Source organism: Flavobacterium sp. GNP002 (genome assembly GCF_054343795.1).
Genome location: NZ_JBTGUW010000001.1, coordinates 1,160,188 through 1,178,233, shown reverse-complemented (window position 1 = coordinate 1,178,233; position 18,046 = coordinate 1,160,188). Strand labels below are relative to the sequence as shown.

General features: G+C 31.1%; 16 protein-coding genes. 13 read left to right on the top strand and 3 right to left on the bottom strand.

Going from position 1 to position 18,046, the window contains the following annotated elements:
• The first annotated feature begins 102 nt into the window (after positions 1–102).
• Positions 103–1,245 (top strand): ATP-binding protein, encoded by a 1,143-nt coding sequence (locus ACXX80_RS05300; RefSeq protein WP_458552316.1) that lies wholly within the window; start codon positions 103–105, stop codon positions 1,243–1,245.
• Here ACXX80_RS05300 and ACXX80_RS05295 read toward each other — a convergent pair.
• Positions 1,224–1,493 carry a DUF1294 domain-containing protein gene (locus tag ACXX80_RS05295; protein WP_417980160.1) on the bottom strand — a complete coding sequence of 90 codons (270 nt, stop codon included), beginning with the start codon at positions 1,491–1,493 and terminating at the stop codon, positions 1,224–1,226. The two genes, ACXX80_RS05300 and ACXX80_RS05295, sit on opposite strands and share 22 nt — an antisense overlap.
• 64 nt (positions 1,494–1,557) lie before the next feature.
• Between ACXX80_RS05295 and ACXX80_RS05290 the strand changes: the two genes are divergently transcribed.
• On the top strand, positions 1,558–3,681 hold the full coding sequence (locus ACXX80_RS05290; RefSeq protein ID WP_458552315.1) for a Tex family protein: 2,124 nt from the start codon (positions 1,558–1,560) through the stop codon (positions 3,679–3,681).
• 40 nt (positions 3,682–3,721) lie between these two features.
• On the opposite strand, the gene tatA is transcribed toward ACXX80_RS05290, so the two are convergent.
• On the bottom strand, positions 3,722–3,895 hold the full coding sequence (tatA, locus tag ACXX80_RS05285) for a twin-arginine translocase TatA/TatE family subunit (protein WP_066075957.1): 174 nt from the start codon (positions 3,893–3,895) through the stop codon (positions 3,722–3,724).
• A gap of 212 nt (positions 3,896–4,107) precedes the next feature.
• On the opposite strand from tatA, the gene ACXX80_RS05280 reads away from it, so the two are divergent.
• The 7 genes from ACXX80_RS05280 (at position 4,108) to ACXX80_RS05250 (ending at position 12,667) form a co-directional block, all read left to right on the top strand.
• A complete protein-coding gene (locus tag ACXX80_RS05280; protein ID WP_458552314.1) occupies positions 4,108–4,605 on the top strand; it encodes a peptidase in 498 nt (165 codons plus the stop codon).
• A gap of 38 nt (positions 4,606–4,643) precedes the next feature.
• Complete coding sequence (locus ACXX80_RS05275) at positions 4,644–6,143, top strand: GH3 family acyl-acid amido synthetase (protein ID WP_458552313.1); 1,500 nt, start codon at positions 4,644–4,646, stop codon at positions 6,141–6,143.
• A 36-nt stretch (positions 6,144–6,179) separates the two neighbouring features.
• Entirely contained in the window at positions 6,180–7,859 is a 1,680-nt protein-coding gene (locus tag ACXX80_RS05270) for a DUF6909 family protein (protein WP_458552312.1), read from the top strand.
• Positions 7,860–7,868: 9 nt separating this feature from the next.
• On the top strand, positions 7,869–8,855 hold the full coding sequence (locus ACXX80_RS05265; protein ID WP_458552311.1) for a hypothetical protein: 987 nt from the start codon (positions 7,869–7,871) through the stop codon (positions 8,853–8,855).
• A gap of 74 nt (positions 8,856–8,929) precedes the next feature.
• On the top strand, positions 8,930–10,249 hold the full coding sequence (locus ACXX80_RS05260; protein WP_458552310.1) for a lipopolysaccharide biosynthesis protein: 1,320 nt from the start codon (positions 8,930–8,932) through the stop codon (positions 10,247–10,249).
• A gap of 77 nt (positions 10,250–10,326) precedes the next feature.
• A complete protein-coding gene (locus ACXX80_RS05255) occupies positions 10,327–11,397 on the top strand; it encodes a hypothetical protein (protein ID WP_458552309.1) in 1,071 nt (356 codons plus the stop codon).
• Positions 11,398–11,527: 130 nt separating this feature from the next.
• Positions 11,528–12,667, top strand: coding sequence for an O-antigen ligase family protein (locus ACXX80_RS05250; protein ID WP_458552308.1), 1,140 nt, complete (start codon positions 11,528–11,530; stop codon positions 12,665–12,667).
• A gap of 12 nt (positions 12,668–12,679) precedes the next feature.
• On the opposite strand, the gene ACXX80_RS05245 is transcribed toward ACXX80_RS05250, so the two are convergent.
• On the bottom strand, positions 12,680–13,066 hold the full coding sequence (locus ACXX80_RS05245; protein ID WP_458552307.1) for a hypothetical protein: 387 nt from the start codon (positions 13,064–13,066) through the stop codon (positions 12,680–12,682).
• Between the two features lie 228 nt (positions 13,067–13,294).
• Here ACXX80_RS05245 and ACXX80_RS05240 point away from each other — a divergent pair, with 228 nt between their 5' ends.
• The 4 genes from ACXX80_RS05240 to ACXX80_RS05225 all read left to right on the top strand — a co-directional run bounded on the left by ACXX80_RS05240 (position 13,295) and on the right by ACXX80_RS05225 (position 18,045).
• Entirely contained in the window at positions 13,295–14,410 is a 1,116-nt protein-coding gene (locus ACXX80_RS05240) for a glycosyltransferase (protein WP_458552306.1), read from the top strand.
• Positions 14,411–14,426: 16 nt separating this feature from the next.
• Positions 14,427–15,155: a class I SAM-dependent methyltransferase gene (locus ACXX80_RS05235; RefSeq protein ID WP_458552305.1), complete on the top strand. Its 729-nt coding sequence runs from the start codon at positions 14,427–14,429 to the stop codon at positions 15,153–15,155.
• Positions 15,156–15,350: 195 nt separating this feature from the next.
• Positions 15,351–16,334 (top strand): UDP-glucuronic acid decarboxylase family protein, encoded by a 984-nt coding sequence (locus ACXX80_RS05230; RefSeq protein WP_458552304.1) that lies wholly within the window; start codon positions 15,351–15,353, stop codon positions 16,332–16,334.
• Positions 16,335–16,677: 343 nt separating this feature from the next.
• The gene (locus tag ACXX80_RS05225; RefSeq protein ID WP_458552303.1) at positions 16,678–18,045 is read left to right on the top strand and encodes an undecaprenyl-phosphate glucose phosphotransferase; all 1,368 of its coding nucleotides are present in this window, start codon (positions 16,678–16,680) and stop codon (positions 18,043–18,045) included.
• Position 18,046 lies beyond the last annotated feature (1 nt).

The following is an 18,046-nucleotide window of genomic DNA, read 5'->3' as shown; positions in this document are numbered from 1 at the left end:
ATTCGGTCAACACACTGACTGAATTAATGTAAATTCAGTCAGTGTGTTGACCGAATTACTATTTTTTGATTATATTTGGTTTAGATTTCTAAATCAAATAGAATGGAAAATTATTTAAAAAGAGCGCTATTTCAAGATTTTACTAAAAAAGTACTTCCTAATAAAGTATTGATTTTACTAGGCGCACGTCGTGTTGGAAAAACTGAAATACTAAAAAATTATCTTCAAACAATTCCTGACGGAAGTTATTTGCAACTGAACGGAGAAGATATCAATGATGCTAATTTACTTAAAGAACGTTCCGTAGCAAATTACAAGCGATTATTACTCAATATTGATTTACTGGTTATAGACGAAGCCCAAACTATTCCTGATATTGGACTTATTTTAAAATTGATTGTTGATTCTATTGAGGGAATCAAAATCATTGCAACAGGTTCTTCCATATTTGATTTAAATAATACTCTTGGAGAACCACTAGTAGGACGAAAAAACACGTTGTATCTTTTTCCATTGGCACAAATGGAATATTTCCAATATGAAAACTACAAACAAACTACTGAAAAATTAGAGGAAAGATTACTTTTTGGAAGTTATCCGGAACTGATTCAATATTCGGATTGGGAGCATAAAAAAGAGTATTTATATGAAATTATTAATTCCTATTTACTGAAAGATATTTTGGTTTTCGAAGGAATTAAACATTCAGATAAAATTTATGATTTGTTGCGTTTGATAGCCTACCAGTTAGGAAAAGAAGTTTCGTTGCAGGAATTAGCAAATCAGTTGCAAATGTCTAAAAATACCGTTGCTAATTATTTAGATTTACTTTCTAAAGTGTTTATTATCTTCAAAGTAGAAGGTTTCAGTCGTAATCTTCGAAAGGAAATTGTGAAATCCAGCCGTTGGTATTTTTATGATAATGGGATTAGAAACGGCATCATTAATAATTTCAACCGATTGGATTCCAGAACAGATGTAGGTGATTTATGGGAAAATTACTTGGCAGTAGAACGCGTTAAAAAGCAAAATTACCTAAAAACAAAAACCAATAATTATTTCTGGCGCACTTACGATCAGCAAGAATTAGATTGGCTTGAAGAAAAGGGAGAAGAACTGGCGGGATTTGAGTTTAAGTGGAATGAAACCAGAAAAGCTAAGATTCCTGCCGCTTTCGCAAAAGCATATCCGGATGCTACTTTTGAAGTAATCAACAGAAGTAATTATTTAGATTTTATAACATAGAAATACACCAAAAAAACTTGGATTATACCAATTATAAAAAACTTCCATAAAAAAGATATTTTTGAGGTTTTATGTTTAAAAAAAAGCATCGCTAACCCGGAACCAATTGTTCCGCCCAGAATACTTGTAAACAATAAATTACGTTCTGAAATTCTCCATTTTTGCTTTACGGCGAGCCATTTGTCTACTCCTGTTGTTGAAAACGCAACTAAATTAATAAGCGGAAAATACCATAATAAAAAAGACATAAATAAGGAGTTTTGACTCAAAGATACTATTTTAGCAATATGATTTTATAATCTTAAATTTAAAATGACTAACATACAATTTATAGCTAAGTCTGTTCAAACTACAGCAATTAACATTCAAAATACCGTTCAATTATTACAAGAGGATTGTACGATTCCTTTTATTTCGAGGTATCGAAAAGATAAAACTGGTAATTTGGACGAAGTTTTTATTGAGCAAATTGCTAAATTTCAAAAGGAGTATGAAGTGGTGGTAAAACGCAAAGAAGCGATTTTAAAATCGATTCAGGAACAAAATGCGCTTACACCAGAATTAGAAAAAAAAATCCAACAGAGCTTTGATTTACAGGAATTGGAAGATTTTTATCTGCCATTCAAAAAGAAGAAAAAAACTAAAGCCGATGCTGCCCGTGAAAACGGATTAGAACCATTGGCTAAAATCATTATGGGTCAAAATAATGATGATGTCGATTTCATTTCAACACAATATTTGAATGAAAATATCATCAATGAAGAAGCAGCTTTGCAAGGAGCAAGAGACATTATTGCCGAATGGATTAATGAAAATATTTATGTTCGAAAACAACTCCGACGATTGTACGAACGCAAAGCCACCATTACCACCAAAGTAGTAAAAACCAAGAAAGACGACGAAGCAGCACAGAAATTCAACCAATATTTTGAATGGTCTGAACCGTTGACTAAAGCACCTTCGCACAGATTATTAGCGATGCTTCGAGCTGAAAATGAAGGTTTTATCAAGTTTAAAGTAGAAGTAGATATTGATGAAGCGTATGATATTATTGATGCTTTAGTTTTAAAAGGTCAAAATAAAACCACACCACATGTTCAATTAGCTATCGAGGACAGTTACAAACGATTGTTGAATCCTGCCATTTCAAATGAAGCTTTGCAAGAAGCAAAAGCTAAGGCTGATGCCAATTCGATTCAGGTTTTTGCGAATAATTTGGGACAGTTATTATTAGCACCGCCTTTGGGTGAAAAACGAATTCTGGCGATTGATCCAGGTTTTAGAAGCGGTTGTAAAATTGTTTGTCTAGACGAAAAAGGGGATTTATTGTATAACGAAACCATTTATCCGCATGCGCCTCAAAAAGAGGAAGCCATGGCGATGAAAAAAATTCGTTCGATGGTCAATTCGTATAAAATTGATGCGATTTCAATAGGAAACGGAACGGCTTCACGAGAAACCGAATTCTTTATTAAGAAAATAGCTTTTGATAAACCGGTTCAGGTTTTTATCGTTTCTGAGGCGGGTGCTTCGGTGTATTCAGCTTCAAAAATTGCGAGAGATGAATTTCCTAATTATGATGTCACGGTTCGAGGTTCTGTTTCTATCGGAAGACGATTGAGTGATCCTTTAGCCGAATTGGTAAAAATTGACCCAAAAGCCATTGGCGTAGGCCAATACCAACATGACGTGGATCAAAATAAATTAAAAGAAGAATTAGACAGTACGGTGATTCGTTGCGTAAATTCAGTTGGAGTAAATATCAACACGGCGAGTAAACATTTATTGAGTTATGTGAGCGGAATAGGAGAGAAGCTGGCTGAAAACATAGTACAATACCGCTCAGAAAACGGTCCTTTTATAGATCGAAAACAACTTAAAAAAGTACCTCGTTTGGGTGAAAAAGCGTATCAGCAAGGGGTTGCTTTTATCCGAATTTCGAATGCAAAAAACCCGTTGGATAATTCAGCGGTTCATCCCGAAGCGTATGGAATCGTTGAAAAAATGGCAAAAGACTTGAAATTGACGGTGAATGACTTGATTGCCAATAAAGAAAAAACAGCTTTGATAAAACCAGAAAATTACATTACACCTGAAATAGGTTTATTGGGATTGAAAGATATTATCAAAGAATTAGAGAAACCAGGTTTAGACCCAAGAAAATCAGCTAAAATTTTTGAATTTGACCCGAATGTAAAAACGATAAAAGATGTTAAATCAGGAATGGTTTTACCGGGAATTGTGAATAACATTACCAATTTTGGTTGTTTTGTGGATATTGGAGTCAAAGAAAGTGGTTTGGTTCACATTTCCCAACTTAAAGCAGGTTTTGTAAGTGATGTGAATGAAGTGGTAAAATTACACCAACATGTTCAGGTAAAAGTCACTGAAGTGGATGAGGATAGAAAGCGTATTCAATTGACGATGATAATTTAAACCATAAAAAAAGGCTTTTCATAATTGAAAAGCCTTTTTTTTATTTTGTTTCTTCTTCTTTTTTATCAGCTGGCTGACCGTCTTTAGCTGCATTTTTGAATTCTTTGATTCCGCTTCCTAAACCTTTCATAAGTTCCGGGATTTTTTTACCACCAAAAAGTAATAAAACAATCGCTAATATAACGAGGATTTCTGTAACACCTAATCTTCCCATGATTGAATAATTTATTGCCGAAGCAAATTTGTAATAACTTTAAAGGCAAAGGTATATAGAATTACTTAACGGAAACTCATTTTGGCACATTTATTTGGTTTCAAAAGCGTTAAAAATTTATTAAAAATAAATTTAGGTTAAAAAAAGTGAACAAAAACAAGTGAATACAATCAACGACAATAATTGTTATATTTGTTCAATAATAAACAAGTATGTCAAAAAAACGACTAAAACGGCGCAAACTCAAAGAAAATTTATTCAATAAACGACGTTTAATAATACTTAACGAAGATACTTTTGAAGAGACATTTTCTTTGAAACTTACCCTGATGAATGTATTTATCGTAGCGTCATTAGGAGCCATAATCATCATATTTGTCACTACATTTATTATTGCTTTTACTCCTTTACGAGAATTTATACCAGGTTATTCTTCTTCAAAATTAAAGAAGGAAGCAATGGAATTAGCTTTAAAATCAGATTCTTTGTCAAAAGCCTTAAAAAGAAATGAAGCTTACATACAGTCGATTCAGAAAGTGTTGACAGGAGAGTTAGAATATGCAAAATTCAATAAAGACTCTATACTGGAAGCAGCAGATGAAATTAATACACCAGTTGATTTATCGCCTTCCAAACAAGAACTGGAATTGCGGAAACAAGTAGCAAAAGAAGAGAAAAATTCGCTTTCTAAAAAATCAAAAAAAGAGTAAAAAAACAAATTTTTATCTTTTAAAGAACAAAAATTAAAATGTCAATAAAATCAATTGCAGCCAAAATATTTGCACAAAAAATATACAAGAAAACACAACTTTGGGCCAATAATCCTATTGAAACTCAAAAGAAGGTTTTGCAAAAATTAATCAAAGACGCAAAGCAAACACAATTTGGTATCGACCATCATTTTGACCAAATAAAAAACGAACAGGATTTTGCAAAACAAGTTCCAGTTCGGGATTATGAGGCGTTGAAACCGTATGTTGATAAGGTGGTAAAAGGTCAGGAAAACATCCTTTGGAAAGGAAAACCGCTTTATTTTGCCAAGACTTCCGGAACTACTTCTGGAGCCAAATATATTCCGTTGACTAAGGAATCAATGCCATATCATATTGAAGCGGCTCGAAATGCGATTCTACATTACATTCATGAAACTGGAAATGCTGATTTTGTTGACGGTAAAATGATTTTCTTGCAAGGAAGCCCCATATTAGAAGAAAAAAATGGAGTCAAATTAGGCCGATTGTCTGGAATTGTGGCGCATTTTGTTCCAAAATACCTTCAAAAAAACAGAATGCCTTCTTGGGAAACGAATTGTATTGAAGATTGGGAAACCAAAGTTAATGCGATTGTAGAGGAAACTTTCAACGAAAATATGGCTGTGATTTCCGGGATTCCTTCTTGGGTACAAATGTATTTTGAGAAATTGCATCAAAAAGGAGGGAAGCCGGTTGGCGAAATCTTCAAGAACTTCAATTTGTTTATTTATGGCGGTGTAAATTATGAACCGTATCGTGCCAAATTTGAAAATCTTATTGGACGTAAAGTAGACAGTATTGAATTATTTCCTGCTTCGGAAGGATTTTTTGCCTATCAGGATTCTCAAAAAGAAAAGGGAATGTTGTTGCTTTTGAACTCCGGAATTTTTTATGAATTTATAAAATCGGACGAATTCTATACTGATCCCGACGGTTCGGGACCAAGACGTTATACGATTGGCGAAGTGGAATTGGGAGTGAATTATGTTTTGATAATTTCTACCAATGCAGGACTTTGGGGCTATAATATTGGCGATACCGTTCAGTTTACCAGTTTAGAACCGTACCGAATAATTGTCTCGGGAAGAATCAAACATTATATTTCGGCTTTTGGTGAACATGTGATTGGTAAAGAAGTGGAAAGTGCGTTGCAAGAAGCAATTCTTGGAACGGATATACGCATTAATGAATTTACCGTTGCGCCACAAATCACACCGGCAGAAGGATTGCCGTATCACGAATGGTTCATAGAATTTGAAAACGAACCGGAAGAAAGCGTATCTTTTGCGGAAGCGCTGGACAACGCCATGCGAAAACAAAACATATATTATGATGATTTGATAGTGGGCAAAGTATTGCAAAAAGTCGTTGTCACCAAAGTCGTTAAAAACGGTTTTCAAGAGTATATGAAATCAATTGGTAAACTGGGAGGTCAAAATAAAATCCCGAGACTCTCAAATGACAGAAATATAGTGGATTTATTAAAAAATAAATAAAAGAGTTACCTTTGCAGGTTAGAAAATAAGTAGAAAATGAAAGAAACAAAAAATATATCACGCTCCAGAGCGCAGGAATCATCAGCAGCAATTGAAAAAATGTACATCACCATGCGTCATCTTTTCAATAGAGGATTTTATAAACCAATGGGAGTTTCCGGAGATACATTGAGAGAAGCATTATTGGCATTAAGCCCAGAAATATATGGAAATATTGCAGATGAAAAAGTAGAATTAAATGGACTTTTGTATGTAATAGAAAGACTTCCTGTAGGAATTGAAGAATGTAGATTTATCAATTTAACTTCGGAAGAAGGCTATTCAAAATCTCATTTTCAAGCTATTGTTCCACCAAAAAGACGACGCAATTGTTACCGTATCGATGAGGAGCAAATGAATGTGGAAATTACCCGCGGACGCTCCGATATTTATGATATTTTGACGCATTTGACGTTTATTTTTATCGAGTCACACAAAATTAGAAATAGAGTTTTACTGGATGACGCAGGCGAAGTTTCTCGTGATTGGTTCAAACTGGAACAAGCGGTTTCTCAAAAGAAAAAGCTGACTCAAATAGAAAAAGAAAAAGCCATTTCACATGCTGCGAATATTCTGGGAAGAACGTTTGAGGAAGTATTGGATATTTATGATGCTTTTGGTTCAACGGCAGCGCCAGATCGTTTTTTGCACGTTATTTTTTGGTTAGGAAAACTGGCCATTGAAGAAATTGTAGATGATAATAAGAGAACAATCACTTTCAGTCCTATTTTGAGAGAGCGATTGGGACATCATATTCACGGCGAAATTTGGGCAACTAATATCAAGGAGGTTTTGAAAGAAAACCAACTTTTAGACCGTCCAATTCACGTAATTAGTGCCAACATGCACAGTGTGATGAATTCTATTTTTGCCACCGAGGTTTTAAAAACGAAGTTTAAAGGCAAATCGGATTTCTTTATTTACGAAGAACTAAGCAAATCGGGTGCAAACGAAGTTCGTAATCAGGTTGAAGAAGTAGCTTTGAAACACGGAATGATTTCGTTACCGGATACATCAGGAACAAATATCGATGTTCAGATTTTTGATACCGCCAAAATCGATTGGTCAAAAACATCATTTCCAAAGGCAAATTCCGGAGATAAAAAACCGGTTTTGATTGTTATGGATTATGCTTTTGGGGAACAAGCGTATGAAACCATTGATGAATTATTGAAACCGTATAAAAAAGCTACCTTGCTTAATGTGGAATCAGTTTCTATCATGGGGAAAGCGGGAATTCTGGAAGGTGGAAAAGGGGATATTATGATTCCGAATGCACACATCAATGAAGGAACGGCGGATAATTATTTTTTCGAAAATGAATTGACTGCCGATATGTTTGAAGGAAATGACATTGCTGTTTTTGCCGGACCAATGGTTACTGTTTTGGGAACTTCATTACAAAACAGAGAGTTATTGAAATTTTTCTACGAATCAACTTGGGGAGTCATAGGATTGGAAATGGAAGGTTCTTACTATCAAAAAGCCATTCAATCGGCTTCAAAAATCAGAAAGAGTGTTCCTCATGACATCAAAGTGAGATATGCGTATTATGCATCAGATAATCCGTTGGAAACTGGAAGTACATTAGCTTCAGGCGGACTTGGAACTACGGGTGTAAAACCTACTTATTTGATTACCATTAAAATATTGGAACAAATTTTCAACGTAAAATAAAAATATAGGATGAACAAAAACCAACCCAATAACCAAGAGGATCAAGAGATTGATTTAACGCAAATTTCTAAAAAAATAGGAATTTTTTTTCAAAATATTAATACGTTTTTATTTAACTGTATTCAGTTTTTTGTAAAAAATGCGGTAGTGATTTTGATTTTGTTTGTACTTGGTTTTGGAGTAGGAATGTTTTTAGATTCAACGAACAAAACCTACAATCATGAAATCATTGTAACTCCAAATTTTGGAAGCACGGATTATTTATATTCAAAAATCGATTTAATCGAATCAAAAATCCAAGAAGGAGATACGATTTTTATTAAAGAAGTTCTAGGTATAAAAAAGCCTAAAGAAATTCTAAAAATCAAAATAAAACCAGTAACAGACGTTTATAGATTCATTGAGAATAAGACGGAGAACTTTGAATTAATCAAGTTGATGGCTGAAGATGGTGATATAAAGAAAGTCCTTGAAGATGATTTGACGAGTAAGAATTACACCTTACATACAATTACTTTCAAAACCAAAAACCAAATAATTAATACTGAAACTGTTCAACCTATTTTAATCTATTTAAACGAAATGGATTATTATAAAAAAGTCCAAAATGAAACGGTAAAAAATATTCGAATAAAAATAATCCAGAATGACACAATTATTTCACAAATAAATAGTGTTTTGAATGGTTTTTCTAATATGGTAAATGGTACTCAAAAAAGTGATAAACTGGTCTATTATAATGAAAATACGCAGCTTAACGATGTTATCAAAACTAAAGAGGCGTTAATTAATGAACAAGGAATTCATAGAGTACAATTGGTTGGATTAGATAAAATTATAAAAGACAATAGTGCAACATTAAATATTGAAAATACGAATTCAGTCAATGGAAAATTAAAATTCGTTTTTCCAATTTTATTTTTGCTTTTATTTGTTTTAATTCATTTATTTTCAAGTTATTATAAAAATCAAATGAGAAAATCTAAAATGATTTAATTACTTTTACTTTGTTTTTTAAAGCTAAATAGAATTGAAATTTAATTAATTCGACCAATAAAATTCTTGAAATCTTGAAAAAAATCAATATTGGTTTTAATAAAATAAAAAAAAATCCAGTTGTTTCACAGAGTTTAAAAACGATGTTTTTAAGAATTATAGGTGTCGTTACTCTTTTTGGGTTTTCGTTGTTTTTAACGCATAATTACGACCCAAAAATCATTGGTCAATTTGACTTTATAAGAATGGTTTTGTTAGTTTTAAGCAGTATTTGTGTTCTCGGCACAGATCAATCCATATTATATTTTACTGGAATTTTAAAAAGCAGAAATGAAATTCAAAAATTAAAGACGATTTATAAAAAAATTGTTTTACTCATTTTTGTTTTGTGTTTACTGGTACTGATTATTTTTTTTGTCATAGGTCAAAATAGAATTGATTTATTTTTCAACGATAAAAGCACTTATGTTTTGATGGCTAAGGCAATTTTTGCTTTGTTCTTTTATTCGATAACCTTGTTTAATACTGAAACAATTCGAGCATTAGATAAAATTTATATTGCTGAATTATTTAGAAATACTTTTAAGTATGTTTCTGTTATTTTTGGAGCAATTATTTTGTTTTATTATCACCAGGAAGCCTATTTGTTAGATACTTTTTTGATAGGTTTTGTTGCACTTGCAATTATAACAACGATTATTATTTTTAAACTCTTCAAAAAACATAAAGACGATATAATACTTCAAAATGAAACGAATACTTTCACGTATTCCTCTATTGCTCACAAATCGTATCCGATGGCTATTAGCAATTTAGCTATTTTCTTGATGATGACTTTCGACGTGGTTTTTTTGAAAAAATTTAAAGGAGATGAAACGGTAGCCTATTATGCAATTGTAATGAAGTTAGTTTCTATTTTGTTTATGATTAATAATTCAGTGTATATTTCTGTTTCTTTAAAAATCGCACAACTTTACACGGACAATAATAAAAAAGAACTATCAAAGGCATTGCAACAAAGTGCCAGAATGATTGTTTTGCTAACAGTACCGGTTGTTTTATTTGTTTGTTTGTTTTCCGAAAATATTTTATATTTCTTTGGAGAAAATTATACACAAAGCAAACAGGCACTTTTGATTTTAATGGTGGGTCAGTTGTTTGCTTCTTTTTTTGGAGTATCAGCTATATATTTGAATATGACAGGAAGACAAAGTATTTTCCAAATCGTCTTAATTTTTGCGGTAGTACTCAACTTAATTCTAAATATTATATTAATCCCAGTATATTCAATGACTGGAGCAGCAATTGCTTTTGTTTCAAGTTTACTTTTTTGGAATATAATCACAGCAATAATTGTTTATAAGAAAGATAAATTATTAATTGTATTCCATTAAAATAAATAAGGAGAAATAACACCTATTTTAATATAATTATTCACATATTGAGTACGATTTTTCTATAAAAAGCAAAGATGCAAACACTAGTAAAAAAAAATAAGGCAGTATTTATAGGGTTGTTTTTTTGCAATTTAATTATAGCCTTTTTGACGCCTTATATTTTACCAGAAAGATATTTTAACGATACAGTAATAATAGTATTTGACAAGCACCACGAAATAGGCTGGTTTGGTAGCTATCCTTTTGCCATTATGTTTTATAAACTTACGGGTCTGCGACAACTTCCTTTTTTTGTCATTGCCCTAATTCAATTTCCTATAGTAACCTACATATTATATAAAATTGGAGTTCCATCAAACTTCCATAAGTTGAATGTAAAAAATGGTTTGGTGTATGTAGCTTTCCTTCTCACGGCTATATACATGTCTATGCCAACTAAGGAATTTATAACATTTTTAATGTTTTGTACCATTCCTTTTATATTTCAATCCAATAAAAAGCCAAGATTTAAAATCATTTTTTCATTGATTTTAATTGCTTGTTTTTCGTTTTTCAGGCCCTATTATATATTGCTGCCAATATTTGCAATAGGAATGTATATATTGTCGTACATCAAATTTGAGAATAAAACATTTTCTACTATTTTTTATGGATTACTGATTGCTATTTTTTTATCATTGAGTCATGGGGTTGTAAGAGGAGAATATATTTCTAAACTAACAAGGGAAAATTATGTCATTAATAATATCAATAAAAACAATATAAATACGGCAATTGTATCGCCAATAGCACAAGACACCTGGTATGGTGAAGCATTTGGTATTGTCTATGGTTTTATGGCAGTAAATGTTCCTATAGTTGAAGCAATTAAACACATTTTATCTCCTCAAGTATTGGCCTTTGTAATTTGGCAATTATTGATTTTTTATATTTTATTTGTTCGGTTTTCACGATGTTTAAAAAATAGAAAACAATATCAATTAGAGTTGTGGATATTACTAATTTTGTTTGCTTATTTTATAGTTCAAGGTATATTTGAACCAGATTTAGGTACTTCCATTAGACATAAAATAGGCCTTTTTCCTTTAATATATTTTGCATTGTATTATGAGCATTTCAGAAAAGACATTCGACAAAGTATTTAATTTATTTTTGTTTTTAATCGCTATTACATTAATCTTTAGAAAACTGTGTGCAGTTTTTTTGATATTTTTTGTTGTTTTCAATTTGTTGTTTGTAAAAAAAATAAAGATTTCAAAGCATCAACTACCAATTATGATATTAATAGCAGCTCCGTTTTTGATGGAAATGTTATTTTTTGGAAATAATGATTCTTATGCTCTCGGTTTAAAATCACTCGAAAAAAGTCTTTCATTACTTTTTTTTCCAATATTTATAATTGGAAATTATCAACGAATCCAATTTCTTAAAATATTGAAAGCCTATTGTATTGGTACAACACTTGTTATGGTATTATTTTTTGTGCATTTTATAGTGTTGTATCCGGAGCATTTTTTTAAATATCTCAATGGAATTCATCTTTGGGAAATGGGTTATGTGTTTTCGGATAGTATTGGCATTCATGCCCCTGCGCTCAATATGCATTTGGCTTTTGTCGCTTTTTCTACTCTTTATTTTTTGTTTGAAACTTCAAAAAAAAAATATAGTAAATGGTCTAAAATTAGAGATTTAGCGCTTTTTATTCTTTCCTTCTTTTTTGTATTGTATGTAAATACCAGAATGGCATTACTAGCAACTTTGTTTGGTTTTATCATTGTTGCTTATTTCCAAATTTCGAAAAGTTATAGCTTTAAAGTTATCTTCAAAAGAGCTTTAATTACACTAGTTTTGATTGGTTCGGTTTTATTTTTGTTCCTACAAAAGAATCCTTACATGAAAGAAAAGTATTCGACTCAGATTTTTTCGAATATGGATAAGGTAGGGAAATTAGACGAGATTGATCATCCCGAAATTGCGGTTTACAGTTCTTTTGTAACCCGATTGTCCATCTGGAAATCAGCATGGGAATTATCTCTTAAAAACCTTCCTTTTGGAGTGGGTGCATCGGATGGGAAGATAGAATTAGTAAAGTATTTTAAAGTAACAAATCAAATATTTCTTGCAAAATATGAGTTTCCAACACACAATCAATTTTTAGATTATTTATTGAAGTTTGGAATATTGGGACCAATTGTAGCCTTGTTTTATATTGGATTTATCGCTTATTTGGGAATTATGACAAAAAATGCAGTTGTACTTTCTTTCTTTTTTTTGTTTTTCATTTCAAACCTTACCGATGATTTCCTACTTCGTTTTGATGGAATTGTTTTTAGCGGATTATGGATTTCTATATTTGCCAGTTATTGGCTTCAACAAAAAAGCAAGCAGGTTGGGGATAATATTTTTTTAGAATAACAAAAAAACCGCTTATTTAGCGGTCTTAATTACATCTTTTTTGAATTCCAGTTTTGGAAGAATTTCTCCAACCTCAGGAAACTGTTTTAGGGTCTCTATTGGCACATTCTCAACTACATAGTCAGGACCTGGAGGCAGTGTTTTAAGATAATCATCAGTCGCAGGAATTGAATTTGTTCTCCAACGGGCACCTTCTTTTATTAAATACCATTGCCCCGTTGATGCGTGAACTATTTTCCCTTCGTAACGGTCAAAGTCAGTTAGTTCAACTTTCACTTCATTAGACGCTTTAGGCGCAACCTCTTCTATAGCATCTTGCTGTGTCTTTTCCTCCTTCTTGTTTCCACAAGACAATGAAAATAAGGCAACTATAGTCGCAATCATAAACGTTTTTTTCATTTGAATTTATTTTAAATGATAGCAATCAAAATTTCTGCAAATATCGTTATTTTTTTTATTCAAAGAAATTTAATGGTAGTTATATTTAGTAGGAATATATTTTAAAATAGATACTAATGAGATAATTTACATCAATCCTTTGTAATTATTAAATTTGTGATACATTTGATTTATATTATTAAATGATCCAAGAATTACGAATGACTTTCGTTCTTTTACATCAAAAAAATGGCAAAAAAAAAGATAGTTCATTTATTGCATTCTATAGGTGGAGTCGATGTGTATTTGAGACTTATTTTAGAAAATTTAAATACTGATTCGTTTGAAAACATTGTTATTCATGGAACTAAAGACACTGAAAAACCTTTTTTTGATAAAAATGGGAATAAAGTAAAAGAATATAAAGTTTCTATTTTTAGAGATATTTCAATAAGGAATGATATTAAATCATTATTTCAGACGTATAAAATTCTAAAAAAAGAAAAGCCAAATCTAATACATGCTCACAGTGCTAAAGGTGGTATTGTAGGTCGAATTACGGGAAAATTATTAGGAATAAAAGTAATTTATACGCCTCACGCTTTTTCGTATTTAAGTACTCAAAATAGTTTAAAAAGAAGCCTTTTTTTGAGTATTGAGAAGGTTCTTGCTAATGCGAATAGTCTACTTTTAGCGACATCAGCTTCCGAAAAAAAACGTGGTATAGAGGACGTTGGCTATAAACCAGAAAATGCGATAGTTTTTAATAATTGTATCGAACCCATAACTAAAATACAGCCCTTAACCATTACTAAAACGTGGCCTGAAGATTACATTTGTACAGTTGGTAGACCATCATATCAAAAAAATATTGAGCAAATGATACGGGTGTTGCATGAAGTTAATAAAGAAACTAAAATTCATTTAATCGTAATGGGAGTTGGACCGGTATCAGGTCAGTTAGCGTCAGTTAAAAAGTTGATTCAGGAGTTAGATATGAGCAATGATGTAACGCTTTTAAATTGGACAGAAAGAACCGATGTATTTCATATAATTAATCAATCTAAATTTTATATTTCGACGTCCAGATATGAGGGAATGCCTTATTCTATTATTGAAAGTTTAGCATTATCTAAAGCTTGTGTAGTTACTAATTGTGATGGAAATAAAGATTTGATTAAAGATAATTATAATGGATTTGTTATTGAAAATGAGGGTAAAAAAGGTTTTAAAAGTAAAATTTTAAAATTGTTGACGGATAAAGAATTATTAGATAAATTATCAAAAAATGCTTTTAATTCGTATTCTGAAAACTATAATATTAAAAAAAATATTTATGAACTAGAATCTATTTATTTGGAATAATATTAAACAAAATTTAATGTATAAAGAGTTCATCATACAAAAGATTAAGAAAGAAAAATTTCATCCCGGAATTATTGGGTTTTTCATTAATTACAATTTTCTGATTCGAAAATCAATTCGAAGTGCCATAAAAAATAATGCTCATAAACTTAATGGCTCTTTATTGGATTTTGGTTGTGGAACGAAGCCTTACAAAAAATTGTTTGTAAACGTTAAGGAATATATTGGTGTAGATTATAAAATTGAAGGAAGGGAACAGAATTACAATGAAGTAGATGAGTTTTATGATGGAAAAGTAATTCCATTTGAAAATGAACGATTCGATTCTCTTTTGTGCACCGAGGTCTTAGAACATGTCTTTAATATCGACGAATTACTAAAGGAATTTAATAGAGTTTTAAAGAAAAACGGAAAGGCTTTAATAACGACTCCTTTTATGTGGGAGGAACATGAAATGCCCTATGATTTTGCGAGGTATACGACACCTGCTTTAAAATATTTGTATCAAAAAAATGGTTTCAAGGTGATTGAAAACTTTAAAACAGGAAATTATATTGAAGTTATTTTTCAATTCAATTTAAATTACATAAAGAATATACTCCCTGAAAATAAGAACTTAAGACAGGTTTTTCTAATTCCTTTTATCATCTTTTTTAACTTTTTTGGTGTTTTGTTCAGTCTATTATTGCCTATTGATAAAACGGCTTATTTCAACAACGTATTTGTTTTAGAAAAAATTGAATAATGTGAAATGCTTCACTAATAATTAAGTATAAACGGATGAGAAAAAAATATTTTGTACATATTTCTTTCACAATCCTAATGATAAGTTTATTTTTGACAGAAACCTCTTTATGGAGTCAAAGAGAGTTGTGTTATTGAAGTAATCTATTCGCTTTTTAATAAATTACTTGAATACTACCTAAATTACAAAATCTATATGAAAAGAATACTTATCACCGGAGCAGCTGGATTTTTAGGATCACATCTTTGTGACCGTTTTATTAAAGAAGGTTATTTTGTTATTGGAATGGATAATCTCATTACAGGAGATTTAAAAAACATAGAACATTTGTTCAAACTGGAGAATTTTGAATTTTATCATCACGATATTACAAAATTTGTTCATGTTCCGGGTCAACTAGACTATATTCTTCATTTTGCTTCGCCTGCAAGTCCAATAGATTATTTGAAAATCCCGATACAAACCTTAAAAGTGGGTTCTCTAGGAACGCATAATCTATTAGGTTTGGCACGTGTTAAAAAGGCTAGAATTCTTATTGCATCTACTTCTGAAGTATATGGAGATCCATTGGTTCATCCACAAACGGAAGAATATTATGGAAACGTAAATACCATAGGTCCAAGAGGTGTTTATGACGAAGCAAAACGTTTTCAAGAATCCATAACGATGGCGTACCATACGTTTCATGGTGTAGAAACAAGAATAGTTAGAATTTTCAATACTTATGGACCTAGAATGAGGCTCAACGACGGTCGTGTTATTCCAGCTTTTATAGGTCAGGCAATTCGTGGGGAAGACTTAACTATTTTTGGAGACGGAATGCAAACCCGTTCGTTTTGCTATGTAGATGATCAGGTAGAAGGTATTTTTAGATTATTACATTCTGATTATGTGTATCCGGTAAATATTGGAAACCCTGATGAAATCACCATCAAGGATTTTGCAGATGAAATTATAAAACTGACAGGTACCAATCAAAAAGTAGTATACCATCCATTGCCAATAAATGATCCTTTACAGCGTCAGCCTGATATTACTAAGGCAAAAGAACTGCTTGGTTGGGAAGCCAAAATAGGTCGTGCTGAAGGAATGAAAATCACTTATGATTATTTTAAATCCTTATCTAAAGAGGAACTTTCTAAAGAAGAGCATAAAGATTTTTCCAGTTATATTAAGTAAATGAATTTATTTAATGTTTGTAATGTATAGTTTTAATATACTTTGAATGTAACTGAAAATAAAAAAATAGTAACATATTTACAGTACTAAATTTTGCGTAGCTATTTCAAGAGGTTAAAAAAACAAACGAACAGTAAATCCAATAAAGTGAATTCTAGTCATTTTTTTGTTCGTTGTATTTTGCAATTTTCACTTGCTACCAAAAGTAAAAACAGATGATATGTTAGCAAACGAAAGTAAAACTATCAGGAATGACAGGTATTACCTGTTACTATTTAATTGAAATAGTAACAGGGAATTTTTTAAAACCGATAAAAAACCAAACAGGTTATATTCGTTAATTATGAGTGCATCTCAAACAGGAAGATATTCAAAGTACATTAGACCCATTAGTATTTCAATAGATCTAATCGTTATTATGATTCTTGGTTTTTTCTTTTTCAAAGACCTTAATTTTAAGATTGAGCAATTTATTATTTATCAGCTAGTTGGATGGAGTGTAGTTGCTTTTTTTATAAGATTCTACGGAATATATCGCTTTACAACTCCGCTTGAAATAATATCAAAACTAGTAAAACAAGGAGTTCTATTTTTTTTAATAACTATTGCTTTTTTTCCATTTTCAAAGCAAGTTGTTTTTAACGGAATGGTGATTGCCACGTTTATCTCCTTTGTAATGTTACTAATTACTATTTCAAAATTTTTATTGTTTTACTATTTAAAAAAATATAGGATAATAACCGGAAGTAATTATAGGAGCGCTGTCATTATTGGATATACTCCTGAGGCAATAGAATTAAAAAATCTTTTCGAAGCCAGAAAAGATTATGGCTATCGTTTTTTAGGTTATTTTTCAGATAATAAAACAAATCAAAATATTAAAGGGAAATTGGCGGATTTAAAACCCTTTGTAATTGAAAATTGTGTAGATGAAATTTATTGCTCATTAAATGAAATTTCCAATGAGCATTTGAAAGATTTAATTGATTTTGCCGATGAAAACAATAAAACGATAAAATTCATACCGGATACAAAAGAGATTTTTTCTAAAAATTTGAAAATTGACTACTACGAATTTTTCCCAGTACTTTCTTTAAAAAAAACCATGCTTCATGAGCCTGCTACAATGATATTTAAAAGAGTTTTTGACATTGTTTTCTCCAGTATAATTATTATATTACTCTTATCTTGGCTCATTCCATTATTAGCAATTTTAATAAAGTTAGAATCCAGAGGTCCGGTTTTTTTCAAACAAGGAAGACCTGGAATTGATGAAAATGAATTTTTCTGTTATAAATTTCGTTCTATGAAAATCAATAAAACAACAGAAAAAGAAGCCTCGAAAAACGATCCGCGTGTTACTAAAATAGGGAAGTTTATGAGAAAAACAAGTTTAGACGAAATGCCTCAATTTCTAAATGTTTTACTAGGTGATATGTCAGTTGTGGGGCCGCGTCCACATCTTTGGGCTCAAAATAAAGCCTATGGTAATAAAGTGAAAAAATATATGGTACGCCATTATGTTAAACCAGGAATTACTGGATTAGCGCAGGTGAGTGGTTTTCGTGGTGAAATTGAGACAGAAGAAGATATGATTAACAGAATAAAATTTGATGTTTTTTATATTGAAAATTGGTCCTTAATTTTAGATTTAAAAATAATTTTCCAAACTGTTATCAATATTTTTAAAGGAGAAGAAAAAGCCTATTAGA

Coding starts and splice junctions, on each gene's coding strand:
- ACXX80_RS05275 (WP_458552313.1), top strand. CDS start 4,644: ATGTCAATAAAATCAATTGCAGCCAAAATATTTGCACAAAAAATATAC.
- ACXX80_RS05270 (WP_458552312.1), top strand. CDS start 6,180: ATGAAAGAAACAAAAAATATATCACGCTCCAGAGCGCAGGAATCATCA.
- tatA (WP_066075957.1), bottom strand. CDS start 3,895: ATGGGAAGATTAGGTGTTACAGAAATCCTCGTTATATTAGCGATTGTT.
- ACXX80_RS05245 (WP_458552307.1), bottom strand. CDS start 13,066: ATGAAAAAAACGTTTATGATTGCGACTATAGTTGCCTTATTTTCATTG.
- ACXX80_RS05240 (WP_458552306.1), top strand. CDS start 13,295: ATGGCAAAAAAAAAGATAGTTCATTTATTGCATTCTATAGGTGGAGTC.
- ACXX80_RS05280 (WP_458552314.1), top strand. CDS start 4,108: ATGTCAAAAAAACGACTAAAACGGCGCAAACTCAAAGAAAATTTATTC.
- ACXX80_RS05295 (WP_417980160.1), bottom strand. CDS start 1,493: ATGTCTTTTTTATTATGGTATTTTCCGCTTATTAATTTAGTTGCGTTT.
- ACXX80_RS05300 (WP_458552316.1), top strand. CDS start 103: ATGGAAAATTATTTAAAAAGAGCGCTATTTCAAGATTTTACTAAAAAA.
- ACXX80_RS05255 (WP_458552309.1), top strand. CDS start 10,327: ATGCAAACACTAGTAAAAAAAAATAAGGCAGTATTTATAGGGTTGTTT.
- ACXX80_RS05250 (WP_458552308.1), top strand. CDS start 11,528: ATGATATTAATAGCAGCTCCGTTTTTGATGGAAATGTTATTTTTTGGA.
- ACXX80_RS05230 (WP_458552304.1), top strand. CDS start 15,351: ATGAAAAGAATACTTATCACCGGAGCAGCTGGATTTTTAGGATCACAT.
- ACXX80_RS05290 (WP_458552315.1), top strand. CDS start 1,558: ATGACTAACATACAATTTATAGCTAAGTCTGTTCAAACTACAGCAATT.
- ACXX80_RS05235 (WP_458552305.1), top strand. CDS start 14,427: ATGTATAAAGAGTTCATCATACAAAAGATTAAGAAAGAAAAATTTCAT.
- ACXX80_RS05225 (WP_458552303.1), top strand. CDS start 16,678: ATGAGTGCATCTCAAACAGGAAGATATTCAAAGTACATTAGACCCATT.
- ACXX80_RS05265 (WP_458552311.1), top strand. CDS start 7,869: ATGAACAAAAACCAACCCAATAACCAAGAGGATCAAGAGATTGATTTA.